The sequence below is a fragment of the Pseudomonas sp. LB3P93 genome (assembly GCF_054898025.1).
Genome location: NZ_CM142713.1, coordinates 3,673,593 through 3,692,325 on the forward strand (window position 1 = coordinate 3,673,593; position 18,733 = coordinate 3,692,325).

The following is an 18,733-nucleotide window of genomic DNA, read 5'->3' on the forward strand; positions in this document are numbered from 1 at the left end:
CTTGAACACCACATAAACCTGTGGGAGCGAGCTTGCTCGCGATAGCTGACTGACATTCAAAAGAGATGTCGACTGATACACCGCCATCGCGGGCAAGCCCGCTCCCACAGTTTTTGTGGTCGGGCCATAAATTAATGCAACACGGAAAAAGGGAGAGTCCTGATGTCGGGAACTACTCTACTGATCAACCTCGCAGGCTCCATCGCACTCTTGCTGTGGGGCACTCACATGATTTCTTCGGCGTTGTTGCGCGGCTTCGGCACGCCACTGCGCCAGTGGCTGGGCCACAATTTGAACAACCGCTGGATGGCCTTGCTCTCGGGTATCGGTATCACCGGCATCCTGCAAAGCAGCACCGCCGTCAGCCTGATGGCGACGTCGTTCACGGCCGCCGGCACCCTGGGTCTGGCGCCGGCGCTGGCGGTGATGCTCGGTGCCAATATCGGTTCGACCCTGGTGGTGCAACTGCTCAGCGTCGACGTTTCAATCCTCACGCCCATCGTGTTGCTGGCGGGTCTGATGGTGTTCCGTCTGCGCGATGACTCGCGCTACGAAAGCGTCGGTTGTGCGCTGATCGGTCTGGGGCTGATGCTCCTGGCCCTGCGCATGCTCGGTTCGACACTGGCGGACGTCGAAGGCACGCCGGTCTTCCAGTTGATCATACAGAGCCTGGACGGTGATCTGTTGATTGCGCTGCTGGTGGCGCTGATTCTCACGTGGCTGTGCCATTCCAGCGTGGCCGTGGTGTTGCTGATCGTCTCGCTGTCCGCTACCGGCATGCTGTCGCCCACCACCCTCGTCGCGCTGGTACTGGGCGTGAACATTGGCGGTGCGCTGCCCTCGGTCATCAATGCCGGTTCGAGTGTCGGCCGACGTCTGCCGCTGGGCAATCTGCTGGTTCGTACGGTCGGTGCCCTGGTGGTGTTGCCATTCGCCGGGCTGCTTGCCGAGTTGAAGCTGGAACCCTCGGTGTTGGTGGTGTCCTTGCACAGCGGTTTCAATCTGCTGCTGGCGCTGGTGTTCATCGGCCTGACCGATGTGCTCGCCAAATGGCTCACTCGTCTGCTGCCGGCACCTGAGCGGGATGTCGACCCAGGCATGCCGCACTACTTGGACGAGGCGGGTCTGGAAGTGGCCAACATCGGCCTGTCCAACGCTGCCCGCGAAGCGTTGCGCATGGCCGACATGCTCTCGGCGATGCTCGGCCGACTGGTGCAGCTGTTCCACACCTCGGCGCCCGCCTGTGCCGATGAAGTGCGGCGCATCGATCAATCACTGGACCTCCTGGGCGCCGCCATTCGGGCTTATCTGGCGGATATCGGCAAGGAAGGCATCAGTGACAGCGATGCCGATCGCTCCCAGGAAATCCTGATGTTCGTGATCAACCTGGAACATGCCGCGGACATCCTTTCCAGCAGCCTGTCGCAGTTGGCCATGCGTCGCTTGCGCCGTGGCGAACAGTTCTCGGCGTTCGAGCTGGGCAACATCGCGCCGCTGCACGATGCGCTGCTGGAAAGCCTGAACCTGGCGATCACCGTGTTCCTGCGCGAGGACATTCCCACCGCGCACCATTTGATCCATCGCAAGGAGACCGTCAGAAGGCTCGAAGCACACGCCAGCCGCGAGCACTTTCGCAAGTTGCAGGAGGACAAAAACACCTGGGCGGAATCCGGCGACATCTTCCAGCGGGTCCTGCGTGATTATCGCCGCGTGCATCACCACATCGCCGCCCTGGGGTATCCGCTGCTGGAGCGTGCCGGTGAACAACCGGTCGAGAGCACCGACCTGACCAAGGAAAACCCGTCATGCGCCTCTTGATCTGCGCGGGTCGCCATTACGCTGACAGCCGTCTGTGCCGGCGGGTCCTCGATGCCTTCCACCGAATGCACCCGGTGCGCGTGCTGATCCATGGCGGCAATCAGTACCTGGGCGGCGACATCGAAGAGTGGGCCCGTGAAAAAGGCGCCGACATCGTGCGCTACCCGCCGAACTGGCAGCGTCACGGGAAATCGGCTGAACGCCTGCGTAACCACTTCATGTTGCTCGACAGCCGACCAGACGTGGTGATCGCCCTTCCCGGCGGTGAAGACACCGAAGAACTGGTCGCCCAGGCCCGAACGGCCGGTTTGCAAACCTTATCGGTAGAGGATCGGGGCTGAGCCAGATACCAATCCCCGCCACAACGCGATCCTGTAGCAGCTGTCGAGCCTGCGAGGCTGCGTTCGGCTGCGCAGCAGTCGTGAGTCCGGCTGACGCGGTCTGCCTGACGTATCGCAATCGCTGGTTTTACGACTGCTTCGCAGCCGAACGCAGCCTCGCAGGCTCGGCAGCTGCTACAGGACCGCATCAGGGCTCAACCGCTGCTCGCTATCAAAAAATTTTGAGGTCACTTTCATGCCAAAACCAACTCGTCTGTTAGCGTCCTTCGTACGCAACCTGCCGCCCTCTCAGGGCCGGACCCTGCGGCGAAATCTGTTGTTCGTCAGCCTCACCCTTAGCCTGATTGCGTTGCTCAGCATCATCTCCAGCGCCAACGCTGCCGGAGGTGCCTATGCGGTGGATGACGCCGGGATCAACGCGCCCGGTGAATGCAACATCGACGCCTGGTACCAAAACGGTCGGCACAACTCATCCAGCACCAGCGTGCTGTCACAGGACTGCACATTGAAGGGCTTGCCCAACGTGCAACTCGGCGCGGCCGTGCAGCACAGCCGCGATGATGGGGATTCGGAAACCCAGTTGAGCCCGCAATTCAAGGCGCAAATATTCTCCCGGGAAGACCTCGGCCTGGCATTGGCGCTCGCAGGTTCGGCGCACTTTGCCTTCAATCGGGCCCACGCCTTCGATGGCGCCGACCTGAATCTGCCATTCACCTACCAACCGCTCGAAACCCTGCGCCTGAACCTCAATGCCGGCTGGACCCACGCCTATGACGATGGCGAGCAAAATTATCGATGGACCTGGGGCACCGGCGTCGAATACGACCTGGCCCGCTCCCTGACACTGATCGCTGAACGCTACGGTCAACAAGGCGGCGAACAGGCCTGGCAAGCCGGACCGAGGCTGCATATCGGTGAGCGCATCGACGTCGATCTGGTGGTGGGGCGCAACCTGACGGGGGAACGTGATCAGTGGTTGACCACTGGGGCAACGCTGCGGTTTTAAGCACTATCGGGCGCGGAGAACGCATCAACAGGGAACTCCTGACGATCGCCGCGCATCCTAAATGATGAGGTACTTCCTTTTTGCTTCACGCTTTCAGAGGACACCGTCATGCGCCGTCTGATTATCATGTCTTCCCTTTTGCTGTGTTTACCCTTCGGCTCCGCGATGGCCAAAGTGGATGCGGGCGATGTCGCCACCTCTGCCGGGGTTTCCGCATCGCTGTACTCGACGTTCAAGGACAACAAACTGGCGATTCCGGCCCGTGATGACGCCTCCAGCTTCGTGGCCAGTGGCGGTACGATTCGCGGTGTGTACCTGGAGTCGGTGTTGAACCGGATTCGCCAGGCAAATCCCGGACTCAAAGCAAGCGACGAAGAGCTGGCCAGAGCGATTCTGATCCATGAAACCGTTGCTGGCCAATGAAGGTTGAGATGGGGCTCGCGATAACCGGATGATTTGCAGCCCTGCCTTGCTTCACCCTGCGGATAAGCGCGCCCATCCGGCCACCAACTGCGCGCTGATGCTGACCCCGCCACACACCACAATCACCACGTCATGGGCTTCGGCAATCGCCGGATGATCCAGGTACGCCACCGCCAATGAAACACCGCACGCCGGCTCGACCAGTTGGCGCAGATCGTTGGCGTAACGCACCACGCCCATGATCGCCTCGTCATCACTGAGCACCACACATTCGTGAGGAAATTCGAGGATGTGCTGCACCGGCCACGCGGCGACTCTTGCAGCGCCCAGCGATGTCGCGACGGTGTCGATGCGTGGAAGTCTGACGGGATGCCCGGCCTCGATGGCGGCAGCGAAAGATGCCGCGCCCCGGGTTTCGCACGTGACGATCCGGCAGTCCATGCGATGGTGCCGCATCAATCCAGTCAGGATGCCCGCCAACAAACCACCGCCGCCCACCGACGTCACCAGCGCATCGACTTGAGGACAATCCTCGAGGACTTCATCAATCAGGGTGCTGTGCCCTTCCCACAACACGGGATGATCGAAAGCAGGCACGTATTCGGTGTCCGCATCCTGTGAAAGTTCTTTCGCCCGTTGATTGGCCTCGTCCCAGACCTTGCCGTGAACGATCACCTCGGCACCGGTTTTCCTGATCCTGGCACGGGTGGTTTCCGGGGTGGTGTGCGGCACCACTATGCAGGCTTTCAGCCCGAGGGCAGCGGCGGCCACGGCGGTGGCAAAACCGGCGTTACCGCCGGAAGGACAGACGACTTTGCGCTTGCCCTGCGCCTTTGCCTGACTGCACAAAAGGCCCATGCCCCGTAGCTTGAACGAGCCGCTGGGTTGCAGGTTTTCCAGTTTGAGCCAGATGCGCCGGGTCGGCGTTGACAAGCCTGGGTGCAGAATCAAAGGTGTCCTGATGTGTAGCATCGCGAGCTCCCTTTGGCAGCACCGGCGTGTCGAGGTGTCGACGCGCCGGTGATGAACGATCCTTATCCAAGCTTAGTTCACCCTGCCCCACGTTCACCGTCTTACTGATAACGCGGCGCTGCCGATGAGTGGCCGAACGAACCGGACAGCACTTGACGTTGGGCTTCGTAGGTGTCCCATTTGTCGCCCTCGTGCAGGCCCGGGATCGTCACCACTTCTCCTTTCGCCAGCCCTGCCAGCGCGGCGTCGACCATCTCCTCGGCGGACATCACGATCTCTTGCGGCAGGTTCTCAACCGGGTTGCCGGCCTCGCTCCAGAAGTCGGTGGCGGTGGCGCCGGGCAACACCGCCTGAACGCGAATGCCTTTGTCGGCCAACTCATGGTGCATCGATTGGCTCAGGCCCAGAACGAATGCCTTGGTCCCGCCGTAAACGCCGTTGAGGATTTCCGGAGCGATTGCCACGATGGAAGAAATGTTGATCACGGTGCCGGCGCCCCGTGCGACGAAGCCAGGCACCACGGCGTAGGACAGACGCATCAGCGCGGTGATGTTAAGTGTGATCATGTCTTCCATGTCATCCACCGGGCTGCCGAGCAACGGCATGACACCGCCAACGCCGGCGTTGTTGACCAGCAAGGTGATGCTGGCGTCGTTGCGCAGAATGTTTTCAACCCGCAGCAGGCCGGTCTTGTCTTTGAGGTCGGCGGCGACCACTTCCACGGCGCGGCCGGTTTCGTTGCTCAGGTGGTTGGCCAGCGCGTTGAGCTTACCTTGGCTGCGGGCGACCAGAATCAGGTCGTAACCCTGCCGGGCGAGACGGTCGGCATAGACCGCGCCGATGCCCGAAGAAGCGCCAGTGATCAGTGCGGTGCCTTTGGATGAGAGAGCCATGTTCAATTTCCTTCACAGTGAGGCGATAAGGTCGCCGGGTGTGAACCGTTATAAATTGACTCACGCTCGTCTCAAATGACGTTTAAAGTACGTTTTCAGGACATAGCTTTTTGAGGACTTGATCATGACTTCCGTGGCATTCGTGGTTTTCGAGGGTTTCCAGTCCATGGCGCTGGCGGCCATGCCGGTGTTCGAGTACGCCAACTTCAGTGCCGGTGAAGCACTTTATGACGTCAGCGTGATCTCTGAGGATGGCTGCAACCTACGGGCTTCCGGCGGTTTGAGCGTCGGCACCCAGGCGTTCGATGAGCGGGTGTTCGACACGGTGATCGTGGTCGGCGGCGATTCGATCCTCGAGCAGGCGCCCGAGGGTGTGCTGGCGTACCTGCGCGACAGCGTGAAAACCGCGAGACGCACGGCGTCGATTTGTTCGGGCGCGTTCGTGCTGGCCCAGGCCGGTCTTCTCGACGGACGGCGGGCCACCACGCATTGGGCGTATGCGCGAGAACTGCAAGCGCGGTTTCCCTCGATAAAAGTGGAGGACGACCGGATCTACGTGGTCGACGGTTCCATCTGGACCTCCGCCGGTATGACCGCTGGCATCGACCTGGCGCTGGCCATGGTCGAAAAGGACCATGGCGCCGAACTGGCCCGCGCCGTCGCGCAGAAACTGGTGATGTACCAACGCCGTGCGGGTGGCCAGTCGCAGCATTCGGCATTGCTGGAACTGGAGCCCAAATCCGACCGCATTCAGACCGTCCTCGGCTACGCCCGGGAACACCTGACATCTGCGTTATCGGTGGAACAACTGGCGGAAGTGGCGCGCCTCAGTCCACGGCAATTCAGCCGTACCTTTCGCGCCGAGACCGGGCAGTCCCCGGCCAAGGCCATCGAAAACCTGCGCCTGGAGGCGGCGCGTCAGATGCTCGAACGCGGGCGCCTGACCCTCGATCAGATTGCCGCCGAAGCCGGCTTCACCGACCGCCGCCGCATGCGCGAAGCCTTCCTTCGGGCGTTTGGCCAGCCGCCGCAGGTGATTCGGCGTAATGCCAGGTCACAGATGACTGCGTGAGCGTTATCGCGCGGGAAGCGCTGCCTTCAGATCAACCGCTTCATACAAAGGCATCAACCGCAGGGCCACGCCATCGGCCAGGGCCATAGGCATCAAACGTTGCATCGCAATATCGAACTTGTCCATCCACTCGGGCATGGGGTGCAACCCCTTGTCGAGGGGCTCGAAAAAATTATCCCAATGGATCGGAATCACCAGCCGTGCGCCGGTGGCTTGCACCACTTCGTGCCAGTAATCCCGCGCAAACTGGAGGTCTTGTTTGCCGAGGAAACCGATGCCCAGAAATACAACGTCTGCCTTCACGTTCTTGAACATGTCTTTTGTGAAGTTGGCGCTGGGGTGGATGAGAATCCGTAGTCCATCGGACTGCTCGACCAAGTAAGAGTAATTGCCACCTTCCTTGTACTCACTAGCTCTGGCGGGTGCTTTTAGCGGCACGTCGATGGTCCCTGGGTATCTTGCATCAGGAGAGTGCGGCGACCAGAAGGCTTGCACCTTGAATTCGCTGAACTTGCCGAACTCGAAAGATCGCTTGTTTTCGACAGTCTCGATTCGCTCGGGTGGAAGTCCTGCGCCTGATCCGATATTGGCGACCGAGGCGGACCCTACCAGCACCGCCCCCGTGCGCAACGCGACCACGGCGGAGTCCAGTGCATGATCGTAATGCGCGTGCGCCACCATCAACGCGGCCAACGTTGGATAGCCGATAGTGCGCAACCCCGTATCGATGCGCTCGCAGTCCGGTCCGATCCAGCCCAGCGCCACCCTCAAGAATTCCGGACGGGAAAAGAAGCCATCGGTCATGATCGATGTGTTGCCATCACTGAGCATCAGGGTCGACACGCCCATGAATCGCGCGGTCAAAGGGCTGGATGTTGGCCCTGACGGAGGTAGAACCAGCGGTGAATAGGGTTCGAGCGAGGGTGTCGAGCAGGCGACGACGCCGCCTCCGAAGAGGGCCAGAAACATCACACTCACCATCAAGCGACGAACGCCGCCAAAGACCTCTTCGCTGCCCCGATTTGAATGGTTCATGCGCTCCTCCTTTCGCCCGACTGAACCGTTCAGTGAGGCTAGCCCAAACCGGCGATTCAACATGACCATCTACACTTAAAACATCGGTTAAAAGCGGGAATGGGTGCGCATGAAAATCTCGGTCAGACTGGCGTTTTTCGCCATCGTCTCCACCCTCGCCTACCTCGGTCTCGCGGTGTGGGGGCTGGGTGGGTTTGCGAAGTTTTTCGCGCATGCGCCGCTGGTGGTCGTTGTCATCGCAACGTTGGTGATGGCCGTTGCCTCGCTGTTCACCGAGGTCAATCTGAGCTCCGGGGTACGTGAAGACCGGGGCAATCGCTGGGTGCTGCCAGCGTTTGGCGTCATCGGACTGTTGAGCGGATACCTGCCGGCGTACACCGACCGCATCGACTTCTGGACTTTTGGTGGCGAGGGGGTGCGCTGGCTGGGGGCGTTGCTGTTCATCGTCGGCGGCGCGTTGCGGATGTGGCCGGTGTTTGTGCTGGGCAATCGTTTTAGCGGGTTGGTGGCGATTCAACCGGGACACAGTCTGGTCACCGACGGGATCTATCGCAGCTTGCGCAACCCCAGTTACCTGGGGATGTTGGTCATTGCTGTGGGCTGGGCGCTGGCGTTTCGCTCTGGGGTTGGGCTGTTGCTGGCGGCGCTGACGGTGATTCCGCTGATCGCACGGATTCACTCGGAAGAGGCGCTGTTAAGGGCGCAGTTCGGGGGGGAATATGAGGCGTACTGCGCCCGTAGCTGGCGGTTGATTCCCGGAGTTTATTAGTCAGTTCACAAATCCAGTGTGGGAGCGAGCCGGCTCCGGGCGGCGTTCCGACGATAGCGATGGCACATTCAGCATAGATGTGACTGAGAAACCGCTATCGTCGGAACGCCGCCCGGAGCCGGCTCGCTCCCACATTTTTAGATTTTCGTCAGGCGGATAAGGTTTTCGGGAGCCAGTTGCACTGAAACCAGCTCGTAACTGGCCAGCGTGGCATGCACCGTCTGAATCGGATGGTCATGCGTCGAGGTAATTATCACAAGGTCCGCCCCAGCCGCCTCCGCCGCAAGAATCCCCACTGTGGCATCTTCAAAGATCAGGCAATCGGTCACCTCAACACCTAACCGTCGAGCCGCCAGCCGATAACCCGCAGGATCAGGTTTTCCGGCACTGACATCTTCGGCAGTGACCATGACACCCGGCTCGGGAATTCCCGCCGCCGCCATTCGGCGCAACGCCAGCGCCCTCGGTGCGGAGGTAACGATCGCCCATTGATTGACCGGCAAGGACCTGAGGAAATTCGCCGCGCCGGACACCTCGACAATCCCCTCCACGTCCTCGATCTCAGCCTCGGTAATCCACGCTGCCTGTGCCTCGGCATCCACTCCGGGCAAGGCCAGACGGTTGATGGTGTCGATGGCGCGGGCGCCGTGAATGGTCGGCAGGAAGGATTCGACATCCACCCCGTGGCGCAGGGCCCAGGTGGTCCAGATCCGCTCGGCGGCGGCGATGGAGTTGAGGACGGTGCCGTCCATGTCGAACAGAAACGCGCGATACGGCGTATTGAAAACGGAGTCATGGGCAGACAAGGATGAACTTCCTTCGTGTGTCAGGCAGGTCCGTCAATGTACACGACCTACACAGGCCGTCGCGGCTTGAAGGCCCCTTCGACACAATCCAGCAGTTGCCCCAACGCCCAGGGTTTCTTGATAAAAGATACTGCGTGCCGCACCCCTGAGGTTTCCGGGGTTTCATATCCGGACATGATCATGATCGGCTTTTCCGGCCAACGATCGCCGAACTGGTTGGCCAGATCCGCGCCGTTGAGTTTGCCGGGCATGGTGATGTCCGTCAGCAACAGGTCCACCTCGTTCGCGTGCAACTCCAGGTACACCGATGCGGCGTCCGCGCTGACGTGCGGTTCTACCTTGAATCCTTCCTCCTGAAGAATTTCGCAGAGAAACTCCAGGATCAACGGGTCGTCCTCGACCACAAGAATCAACTTTTCAGGAAGCTGCTCGCCCGCCATCGATATTGGACACATGACTTTGCCTCTCCCTGATTGCCTAATGATTTCGCGGGCTCAAATCCGCTGCCTACAGGTATGAGCAGCGGACTCGGCGGAAATTCATTTTTGATACAGGAAGATGACGAAATCAGGCGTCCTGCAGAATAAGATCGGCGCCTTTCTCTGCCACCATCAGCACCGCCGCATGGGTGTTGCCGGAGGTTACGTTGGGGAAAATCGACGCATCAACAATGCGTAAACCGTTCAGACCATGGACCTTAAGACGCTTGTCGACCACTGACTGCTGCTCGTCCGCGCCCATCGCGCAGGACCCGCACAAGTGATAAATCGAACCACTGTTTTCACGAAAATACTGCAGCATCTGCTCGTCGCTTTCGATGGACGGGCCGGGCAGTATTTCCTCGACGGTGATGCCTTTGAGCGCCGGCGCCTGCATGATTTTGCGCATCAGGCGGCTGCCCTGGATCACCTCGTCGATGTCCTTTTGTGTGCTCAAGTAATTCGGGTCGATCAGTGCGGCGTCCCGTGGGTTTTTCGAAGCAATCTCGATGTGCCCGCGGCTGGTCGGCCGGCACGGGTTAAAGCACAGCAGGAAGCCTGAGTACGGCTCGGGCTTGAGGCTGGCCTTGTTGTTTTTCGGAATCTGGTACGACAACGGGTTGAAGTACAGCTGCAGGTTCGGATTGGCTTGCTGTTCGTTGCCACGGAAGAATCCGCCGGCCTGATTGACGCTCATCGCCAGTGCACCCTTGCGGGTGAACAGGTATTTGAGACCCAGCTTGAACTGGCCGAACAGCGAGCTGAGTTGGTCATTGAGCGTCGGGATGTTGGCCTTGTAGTAATAACTGGCGCACAGGTGGTCTTGCAGGTTTTGCCCCACCGCCGGCAGGTGTTTGACCAACGGGATGCTGTGCCTGGCCAGCAGCGCCTGATCGGCGACACCGGACAATTGCAGAATCTTTGGCGTGTCCACGGCACCGGCACAGAGGATCACTTCCTTGCTCGCGGCAAAGGTGCGTACCACGCCGTGCTGGGTGATGGAAATGCCGGTTGCACGACCGTTGTCGAACAGCACCCGATCCACCAGCGCGTAATGCTCGACCGTCAGGTTTGGCCGGCTCAATGCCGGATGCAGATGGGCAAAACTGCTGGAGCAGCGTTGACCGTTGCGGGTGTTGACGTCGTAGATCCCCGAGCCTTCGAATTTCGGCCCGTTGAAATCGTCGCTGTGCGGATAGCCGAGTTCGTCGCAGCCCTTGAGGAAAACATCACAGATCGGATGGGTCTGGCCCTTCATCGGGGTGATGCTGATTGGACCGCTACCACCGTGATACTCGCTGTCGCCCAGTGGATGGTTTTCCAGTTTGCGGAAGTACGGCAGCACGTCCTTGAAGCCCCAGCCCTCGTTGCCGTTGGCCGCCCAGTCGTCGAAGTCATGGGCCTGGCCACGGACATAGATCATCGCGTTGATCGAACCCGAGCCGCCCTGCACTTTTCCGCGAGGGGCGTAAATTTCACGGTTGTTCAGCTGTTTTTGCGGCTGGCTGTAGTACATCCAGTTGAAGGTCGGGTTGTAATACATTTTGGCGAAGCCGACCGGGATTTTGAACCACAGGGAACTGTCCTTGCCGCCCGCTTCCAGCAGCAGCACCGAGTATTGCCCCGAAGCCGACAGCCGATTGGCAAGAATGCAGCCTGCGGCGCCAGCGCCAGCGATGATGTAGTCGTAAGTCATGCACGGTTACCGCGTAAGTCGTTGTACAAAATTCGAATGAACGAGGCGATTCCCTGTGGGAGCCAGCCTGCTGGCGATGACGGTTTGACATTCAACATCAATGTCGACTGATTCACCGCTATCGCCAGCAGGCTGGCTCCCACAGTAGCTACTCCTGCCCCCGTCAGCCTCGGGCTGGCGATGTGTCTTTGACGTCAGCCGGGGTCGGCGCCATTTGCAGGTGCAGGCGCTCGCCGGTGTACGGCGAATGCTTGCGCACCACGTCCATGTTCAACTCCACGCCCAGGCCCGGCTCGGTGGACGGGATGATGTAACCGTCCTCCCATTGCAGCGGCTTGGTCAGAACTTCGGCATGAAAACCGCCCCAGGTCATGATGCTTTCCTGGATCAGGAAATTCGGCGTGCAGGTGGCCAGCTGGAAACTCGCCGCCGCGCCGATCGGCCCGTTGTAGAGGTGCGGTGCGATCTGCGCGTAATAAGCCTCGGCCATGCTCGCAATTTTCTTGGCTTCCAGCAGTCCGCCGCAACGCGCTACGTTCATCTGCAGAATTGACGCACCGCCAGCCTGCAGCAGCTTGAAGAATTCGTACTTGGTGGTCAGGCGTTCGCCGGTAGCAATCGGGATGCTGGTTTTGGCTGCGACTTGCGCCATGGCCTCTTCCTGGCCTGGTGGCACCGGTTCTTCGAACCACAGCGGGTCGTACTTTTCCAGACGCTTGGCCAGGCGGATGGCCGAGGACGGCACCATTTGCCCGTGCGTCCCAAACAGCAAATCGCACTTGTCGCCCACCGCGTCGCGGATCTTGCGGCAGAAGGTTTCGCAGCGTTCCAGCACTTCCAGCGAAATCTGATGCCCGGAGTACGCGGTGTAAGGCCCGGCCGGGTCGAACTTCACGGCGGTGAAGCCTTTGTTCATGTTCTCGATGGCGCACTCGGCGGCCAGGTCCGGGTCGTCATAGTCGTACTCGCCCTTGCTGTTGACCGGGTACAAATAGGTGTAGGAACGCAGGCGTTCGTTGACCTTGCCACCGAGCAATTCGTAGACCGGCTTGTTCGCCGCTTTGCCGATGATGTCCCAGCAAGCCATCTCCAGGCCGCTGACCACGCCCATCATGGTCAGGTCCGGACGCTGGGTGAAACCGCTCGAATAGGCCTGACGGAAGAAGCGTTCGATGTGGTGCGGGTCGTGGTTGAGCAGGTAGCGTTCGAACACGTCTTCGATGATCGGCAGCATGGCTTTGGGGCCGAACGTCGCAGCGTAGATTTCACCTACGCCTTCGATGCCGCAATCGGTCTTGAGCTTGACGAACAGCCAGTACATGCCGCCGATGTGCGGTGGCGGTACGGCAACGATATGGGTTTCAAGGGCGACGATTTTCATCTCAGGCACCTGTCTTGTTCAAAGTTTTACGGTTGATTCGAGCGCGCAGGGTCAGGGCCGCCAGGGTCCCGAGCAGGCCGACGAAAGCGATGTAGCCGAAATACAGCTTGTAACCAGGGGCACCGGGGAAATGCTCAGTGAGGTAGCCATTGATCAAGGGAATAAAGGCGTCCGGCAGGTAACCGACCACCGAGACAATGCCGATAGCCAGGCCGGTGATGCGCAGCGGAATGTTGCAGGTGTCGAGGATCGCCCAGTACAAGCCGCGAATGGCATAGGTCATCAGGCCGATGAAGATCACTGTGCCAATCAGCAGGCCCATGCTGTTGAGCGCCGGGAACACGATCAGGCCGACCATCGCCAGGGTCGCGAGGAACAGCGCCACGATCAGCACCGAAATGTTCGAGAACTTGTCACCCAGCCAGCCACCGCCGATGCCGCCGATGGGGCGCATCCACAATTTGATGGTGGTGATGGTGCCGGCCATGACCGCGGTCATGCCGCCGCCTTGCAGGTAATCGGAGAAGCTGTAGGTGGCCCAGAAGATGTGATAACCGCAAAACACGATGGCCGTCACCAGCCACAGTTCTGGAATTTTCACCAACGTCGTCAGGTCGCTCAGCAGGTTGTACTTGCCCTTCTCCACCGACGCCGTGTCTTCCATGGACTTCGGGTCCTTGATCAACACCAGCACACAGCCGATGGCGATACAGGTGAAGGCATAGAGGTAGACCACGTGTTTGAAACCTTCGGCGGCTGACTCACCACGAGTTTCAGTGGCGAAGGCAAACAGCCCCAGTGCGACGGTCGCCAGCAAGGCTTCGACCAAGCCGCGACCGCCATCGAGGATGCCGAAGAACCGGCCCTGTTCAGTGTGATGAGCGATCATCTTCACGCGCTTGAGTACCGAGGCCCAGAACGTCAGGCCGGTGGTCAGGCCCCAGCAACCGAAGATGATCATCAACCCGGTCATCGACGGCGCGGTGGAATACCAGAGGCCCAAGGCGCCGGTGGCGACCAGCGAAAAGAAGATCAGGAAACGCGGAGCAATGCGGTCGGCCAGCCAGCCGCTGGGTAAGTAGCTGAGAAGGAAAATCGTGCCAAGCATCGAGTACAGATAACCCAGCTCGCTGTGGTTGATCTGGAATACTTCGAGCATGGTGGTCTGGTAGACCTGGCGCAGGTACAGGATCGGATAGATCGCACCGGCGGCCAGCACCAATAGCATCAGTTGGAAATAGCGACTTCCCTTGTCACTGTGGCTTTTTGAACCCGCGTTCGAACCCTGAACAGCGGCAGCAGTGGATGCATGCTTGGACATCTAGGAGACCTCGGGCAGCCCGGTGGTCCGGGCGCCCCTCATAATTGTTTTTATGGGTGCAGCGTGAGGCGTGTAACGGGTGGATCAGTACTTCATCACGACCAAACGGGTCTGGGTGAATTCGAGCATGCCGTGCTTGCCGTCATCGCCGCCAAGGCCCGAGCGTTTCCAGCCGGCGTGGAAGCCCTGGTACGGGTCCGCCGGGGTGCGATTGACGTACAACTCGCCAGCCTCGATGGCGTTGGCGACTTTCATAGTGGTGCGGTAGTTCTCGGTGTACAGCACCGAAGACAGGCCGAACTGATGGTCGTTGGCCATGGCCAGCGCTTCGTCAATGTCGCGGTACTTGAGCACTGGCAACACCGGGCCGAAGATTTCTTCCTGGATGATTTCCATGTCCTGACGGCAGCCGCTGAGCAGGGTCGGCGGGTAGAAATGGCCCTTGCCTTCGGGCAACACGCCACCTGTTTCCAGTACAGCACCTGCAGCGATAGCGCGCTCGACCATGGCGTGAATGTTCTGTTGCGCGCTGGCGTTGACCAACGGGCCCATGAGGTTCGCATCGGTGGCGCGGTCGCCAAACTTCACGGCGCTGATTTTGGCTTTCAGCAGGGCGAGGAACTGCTCGTAGACGCTTTCTTGCACATAGACCCGCTCCACCGCCGTGCACAACTGGCCGCAGTGCGTGGTCTTGGAAGCAACGATCGCGGTAGCGGCGGCTTCAAGGTCGGCGTCGGCTTCGATGATCGCCGGGGTCTTTCCGCCCAGTTCCAGCGACGGCTTGGCGATGTTGGCCTTGCAGTAATCGAGCACGATGCGCCCGGCGTTGACGCTGCCGGTCAGGGTGATCAAACCGACCGCCTTGTGCGTGCAAACGGCGGCGGCCGTGGCGTGATCCATGGTCAGGATGTTCACCACACCGGCCGGCAAACCGGATTGCTGCACCGCCTTGGCGATTTCGAATGCCGAGGTCGGGGTGTTGTTGCTCGGGCGCACCACCACGGTGTTGCCGGCAATCAGCGCCGGGGCGATTTTGCGCAGCAGGGTGTAGACCGGGTAGTTGAACGGAATCAGGCACGCGACCACGCCAATCGGTTCGCGGTGCAGGAAGAGGTTTTCGTTCGGGGTGTCGCTGGGAATGATTTCGCCTTCGATGCGGCGCGCCCATTCAGCGTGGTAACGGGTGATCTGCGCCGCGTAGCGGGCTTCGTTGCTGGCATCGGCAACGCTCTTGCCGGATTCGGCGGCCAGGGCTGCACCGATGTTTTCGGCGCAGGCATCAAGGGCGTCGGCGAAGGAACGCAGGTGCTCGGCGCGTTCGATGCTGGTGAGTTTGCCCCAGGTTTTCTGGGCTGCAGCGGCGGCTTCGACCGCATTGACCGCTTCATCGGCGGTCGCCGCCGAGACGTGGCCCACCAGCGCTTCGGTGGCCGGGTTGAAGACTGCAATCAGCGCTTCGCTGGCAGGTTCAATGAAGTGACCGTTTACAAAGTTTCGCTCGAGTCGCATGTGCATCGCCCATCGTTGTTTTTATCCAGTTCCCCCAGTCTTGGTATCTGAACCGAGTTGAACAAACGATTTATTGAGCGATGTAACATTCAAAAAATGCAGGTTACCTGTAAGAGCACTGCCATTCGTTGTAGGAGCCGGCTTGCTGGCGATCCATACGACGCGGTGCGTCAGACGGACCGAGGCGCCTGGATCGCCAGCGAGCCGGCTCCTACAGTGGGGCGGTGGTGGTCAGTTGGCGGCGGTCGAGGGCTCCAGTTGGCGTTGCGCCAACCAGATTTCTTCCTGCAACCATTGGCTGAACACCTGCAATTGCGGCATCTGCGTCTGTTCCGGCCGAGTCACCAGCCAATAGGATTGATGTCCTTCCACGTGCACGTTCAGCACTTGGGTCAACTGCCCGCTGGCCAGTTCCGAGGCGACCATGTGCCAGTCGGCGATGGTAATGCCCAGCCCGTCGATGGCCGCGCGGATCGCCAGGTCGAGCAGGTCGAATTCATAGCCGCCCTGGGTATCGACGCCGGTGATGCGCGCCGCGTCCAGCCAGTGTTTCCAGGTCAGGTAGCGTTGATCTTCCCGGGCCAGTACGTGCAACAACGTCAGGCGATTGAGATCAATACCCTGCCCGCTCCATTCCCGCGCATACAAGGACGGCGCGCACACCGCAATATGCCGCTCCTGGATCAGCAGCGAGCTGTCCAGCCCGTCCCATTCACCGTCACCGAAACGGATCGCGCAATCCAGCGTGCTGGTCTCGGCCAGGCTGTCCTGCAACCGTGTGGTGATGCTCAACTCCAGTTCTGGATGCTTTTCCCGCAGGCGTCCCAGGCGCGGCATCAGCCAGCGATTGGTGAAGGTCGGCGGCGCATTGATGTGCAGCCGATTGGCGTGGGATTTCTGCTGGATGCTGCGCACCGTCAGCTCAATCTTGTCGAAGGATTGATGCAGTGCCCGCAGCAACACCCGGCCGGCGCTGGTCAGTTCGAGGTGATGATGCCGGCGCTCCAGCAAATTTTCGCCGAGCTGTTCTTCAAGCTGGCGTACCTGCCGGCTGACTGCACTCTGGGTGACATTGAGCAACTCCGCCGCCCGGGTAAAGCTGCCGGTGCTACCGGCCACTTCGAAGGCTTTGAGCGCATTGAGCGCGGGCATTTTGCGTTTCATGAAAAGTACTCACGCAGGGGCTGACGAGCGCCAAGCATCCCACGGCTTGTGGGAAATTTCCTGAGTAACATGCATTTTTGTGTTGTGTAGGACGATTTCAATCTGATGATGAGCAGCTTTGGGTGCGAGCGGGCTTGCTCGCGAAAGCGGTGAATCAGGGAACATCTTTGTCGAATGACCCACCGCTTTCGCGAGCAAGCCCGCTCCCACATTTGAATTCATCAGGTGATGCCGAACGGTCTAGCTCAAGCCCCCACCTTCCCTACGCTCAGTAACATGCCTTTATCGAACGTTTGCGCGTTGAATTTATCGTTTGTCGATCTTTGCGCCGATGACAAAACTGCGGGCATCTCAAATAAAAACAACATGAGAGCTGCCCCATGCCCCATCTCGACGAGCTAACAACTCTGGACGGCGCCCTGCCACATCCAGCAGTCAACGACCTGTGCATTCAAGTCAAAAGTGGCGAGATCAATCGTCGACAGTTTCTGCGCACCGCCGCCCTGCTGGGCGTCACCGTGGCCAGCGCCAGCACCTTTCTCGGCTCTGCGCTGCTTGGCAATTCAGCCCGGGCAGACGATGCCATCGCGCCGCGACAGGGCGGTAGCCTGCGTTTTGCCTGTGCCATCCAGGAAATCCAGGACCCGATGCTGATCACCTGGATCGAGGCTTCAAACCTGCTGCGCAATTCCCTGGAATTCCTGACCTGGGTCGACGCCGACAACATCACGCACCCGTACCTGGCCGAAAGCTGGACCCCGTCCGAGGACCTCAAGACCTGGACGTTCAACCTGCGCCAGGATGTGAAGTGGAGCAACGGCGACACCTTCAACGTCGACGACGTACAGCACAACATTCAGCGCTGGATTGCCGCCGACTCCAAGTCAGTCAACCGCACCGCGTTCCAGGACATCAGCGCCTTCGAAAAACTCGGTGATTTCCAGTTCCGCCTGGTGCTCAAGCGACCGATTCTGGCGATCCCGGAAATGCTCAACGCCTTCACTTGCGCCATCGTTCACCGCAGCTTCAAGGCCGGTGACGACTGGGCGAAAAACCCTCTCTGCACCGGTCCATTCAAGCTTGTGTCGTTTGCCGTCAACAAGCAGGCGACCTTTGCCAAGCGGGCCGATTACTGGCGCAAACCGGCCAACCTCGACGAGTTGCGCTATGTCGACATGGGCACCGACATTTCCTCCCATCTGGCGGCATTGCAGGCCGGGCAAGTGGACGTGTTGTACCGGGTGACCGTGGCGGAACTCGACCTGGCCAAACGTCTGCCCGGCGCGCAATTGCTGACCTGCAAATCGGCGCAGACCATCGTCATGCGCATGGCTTGCGACCAGAAACCTTTCGACGACTTGCGCATTCGTAAAGCGGTGGTGCTCTGCGCCGACAACGCTCAGATGCTGAAAATCGCCTATCGCGGCATGGGCACGCTCGGCGAAGACCATCACGTCGCACCGTCGCACCCGGAATACTTTGCACTGCCCAAACGTGCCCGGGACGTGACGGCGGCGAAGAAGCTCCTGGCCGAAGCAGGTTATCCGAACGGCATCGACATCGATCTGATCGTCGGTAACACCCAGGGCCGCTACGAACAGGACTGCGCACAGATCCTGCAACAGAACTGCGCCGAAGCCGGCATCCGCATCAACCTGAAAGTGATCCCTGCTACCCAATACTGGCCGATCTGGAACAAGGCAGCGTTCAGCCTGACTTACTGGGCCCACCGCCCGCTGGGTGTGATGTCCCTGGAACTGGCCTACCGCAGCGGTGCGGCCTGGAACGAAAGCCACTACAGCGACCCGGCCTTCGACGCCGCGCTGGACAAAGCCATGGGCATTGTCGACCCGAAGCAGCGGGCCATGGCCATGAAAGAAGTCGAGCGAATCCTGCAAGACGCTTGCGTCATGGTGCAGCCGTTCTGGGGCGACAACTTCACCGCCACCAGCAAAAAGGTCCAGGGCTTCAAGGTCCACCCTTCGCACTTCTACCCAATGGATGAGGTCTGGCTGAGCGCCTGATGCACAGCCCCACAACCGCTCGCC

At 60.1% G+C, this 18,733-nt stretch carries 17 protein-coding genes; 7 read left to right on the plus strand and 10 right to left on the minus strand.

Annotated elements, in window-relative coordinates; all coding sequences use genetic code 11:
• Positions 1-162: 162 nt before the first annotated feature.
• The 4 genes from ACYZT8_RS16530 to ACYZT8_RS16545 all read left to right on the plus strand — a co-directional run bounded on the left by ACYZT8_RS16530 (position 163) and on the right by ACYZT8_RS16545 (position 3,588).
• Positions 163-1,818: a Na/Pi cotransporter family protein gene (locus ACYZT8_RS16530; protein WP_461974254.1), complete on the plus strand. Its 1,656-nt coding sequence runs from the start codon at positions 163-165 to the stop codon at positions 1,816-1,818.
• Positions 1,806-2,159 carry a DUF2493 domain-containing protein gene (locus ACYZT8_RS16535; RefSeq protein WP_461974256.1) on the plus strand — a complete coding sequence of 118 codons (354 nt, stop codon included), beginning with the start codon at positions 1,806-1,808 and terminating at the stop codon, positions 2,157-2,159. Before ACYZT8_RS16530 ends, ACYZT8_RS16535 begins: the two co-directional genes overlap by 13 nt.
• Before the next feature lie 235 nt (positions 2,160-2,394).
• Positions 2,395-3,165 carry a hypothetical protein gene (locus ACYZT8_RS16540; RefSeq protein WP_461974258.1) on the plus strand — a complete coding sequence of 257 codons (771 nt, stop codon included), beginning with the start codon at positions 2,395-2,397 and terminating at the stop codon, positions 3,163-3,165.
• Positions 3,166-3,273: 108 nt separating this feature from the next.
• Entirely contained in the window at positions 3,274-3,588 is a 315-nt protein-coding gene (locus ACYZT8_RS16545; protein WP_461974260.1) for a DUF2388 domain-containing protein, read from the plus strand.
• Between the two features lie 51 nt (positions 3,589-3,639).
• Here ACYZT8_RS16545 and ACYZT8_RS16550 read toward each other — a convergent pair whose 3' ends face one another.
• Together ACYZT8_RS16550 and ACYZT8_RS16555 are read right to left on the minus strand one after the other, a co-directional pair.
• Complete coding sequence (locus ACYZT8_RS16550) at positions 3,640-4,560, minus strand: pyridoxal-phosphate dependent enzyme (RefSeq protein ID WP_461974262.1); 921 nt, start codon at positions 4,558-4,560, stop codon at positions 3,640-3,642.
• 101 nt (positions 4,561-4,661) lie between these two features.
• Positions 4,662-5,453: an SDR family NAD(P)-dependent oxidoreductase gene (locus tag ACYZT8_RS16555; RefSeq protein WP_461974264.1), complete on the minus strand. Its 792-nt coding sequence runs from the start codon at positions 5,451-5,453 to the stop codon at positions 4,662-4,664.
• 124 nt (positions 5,454-5,577) lie between these two features.
• On the opposite strand from ACYZT8_RS16555, the gene ACYZT8_RS16560 reads away from it, so the two are divergent.
• Positions 5,578-6,525, plus strand: coding sequence for a GlxA family transcriptional regulator (locus ACYZT8_RS16560; RefSeq protein WP_461974266.1), 948 nt, complete (start codon positions 5,578-5,580; stop codon positions 6,523-6,525).
• Positions 6,526-6,528: 3 nt separating this feature from the next.
• Here ACYZT8_RS16560 and ACYZT8_RS16565 read toward each other — a convergent pair whose 3' ends face one another.
• Positions 6,529-7,560 carry an MBL fold metallo-hydrolase gene (locus ACYZT8_RS16565; protein ID WP_461974268.1) on the minus strand — a complete coding sequence of 344 codons (1,032 nt, stop codon included), beginning with the start codon at positions 7,558-7,560 and terminating at the stop codon, positions 6,529-6,531.
• Positions 7,561-7,669: 109 nt separating this feature from the next.
• Here ACYZT8_RS16565 and ACYZT8_RS16570 point away from each other — a divergent pair, with 109 nt between their 5' ends.
• A complete protein-coding gene (locus ACYZT8_RS16570; RefSeq protein ID WP_461974270.1) occupies positions 7,670-8,329 on the plus strand; it encodes a methyltransferase family protein in 660 nt (219 codons plus the stop codon).
• Between the two features lie 137 nt (positions 8,330-8,466).
• Here the strand turns inward: ACYZT8_RS16570 and ACYZT8_RS16575 are convergent, their stop codons facing one another.
• The 7 genes from ACYZT8_RS16575 to ACYZT8_RS16605 form a co-directional block, all read right to left on the minus strand.
• On the minus strand, positions 8,467-9,135 hold the full coding sequence (locus tag ACYZT8_RS16575) for an HAD-IA family hydrolase (protein WP_461974272.1): 669 nt from the start codon (positions 9,133-9,135) through the stop codon (positions 8,467-8,469).
• A gap of 47 nt (positions 9,136-9,182) precedes the next feature.
• Positions 9,183-9,590 carry a response regulator gene (locus tag ACYZT8_RS16580; protein WP_461974274.1) on the minus strand — a complete coding sequence of 136 codons (408 nt, stop codon included), beginning with the start codon at positions 9,588-9,590 and terminating at the stop codon, positions 9,183-9,185.
• 112 nt (positions 9,591-9,702) lie between these two features.
• Complete coding sequence (locus tag ACYZT8_RS16585; RefSeq protein ID WP_461974276.1) at positions 9,703-11,310, minus strand: GMC family oxidoreductase; 1,608 nt, start codon at positions 11,308-11,310, stop codon at positions 9,703-9,705.
• 163 nt (positions 11,311-11,473) lie between these two features.
• Positions 11,474-12,691 carry a mandelate racemase/muconate lactonizing enzyme family protein gene (locus ACYZT8_RS16590; protein ID WP_461974278.1) on the minus strand — a complete coding sequence of 406 codons (1,218 nt, stop codon included), beginning with the start codon at positions 12,689-12,691 and terminating at the stop codon, positions 11,474-11,476.
• A 1-nt stretch (position 12,692) separates the two neighbouring features.
• Positions 12,693-14,012, minus strand: a complete 1,320-nt coding sequence (locus ACYZT8_RS16595) for an MFS transporter (RefSeq protein ID WP_461974280.1) — start codon at positions 14,010-14,012, stop codon at positions 12,693-12,695.
• A gap of 84 nt (positions 14,013-14,096) precedes the next feature.
• Complete coding sequence (gene aldA, locus ACYZT8_RS16600; RefSeq protein WP_461982492.1) at positions 14,097-15,521, minus strand: aldehyde dehydrogenase; 1,425 nt, start codon at positions 15,519-15,521, stop codon at positions 14,097-14,099.
• A 231-nt stretch (positions 15,522-15,752) separates the two neighbouring features.
• Positions 15,753-16,685 carry a LysR substrate-binding domain-containing protein gene (locus ACYZT8_RS16605; protein ID WP_461974282.1) on the minus strand — a complete coding sequence of 311 codons (933 nt, stop codon included), beginning with the start codon at positions 16,683-16,685 and terminating at the stop codon, positions 15,753-15,755.
• Between the two features lie 380 nt (positions 16,686-17,065).
• On the opposite strand from ACYZT8_RS16605, the gene ACYZT8_RS16610 reads away from it, so the two are divergent.
• Positions 17,066-18,709, plus strand: a complete 1,644-nt coding sequence (locus ACYZT8_RS16610) for an ABC transporter substrate-binding protein (RefSeq protein ID WP_461974284.1) — start codon at positions 17,066-17,068, stop codon at positions 18,707-18,709.
• Positions 18,710-18,733 lie beyond the last annotated feature (24 nt).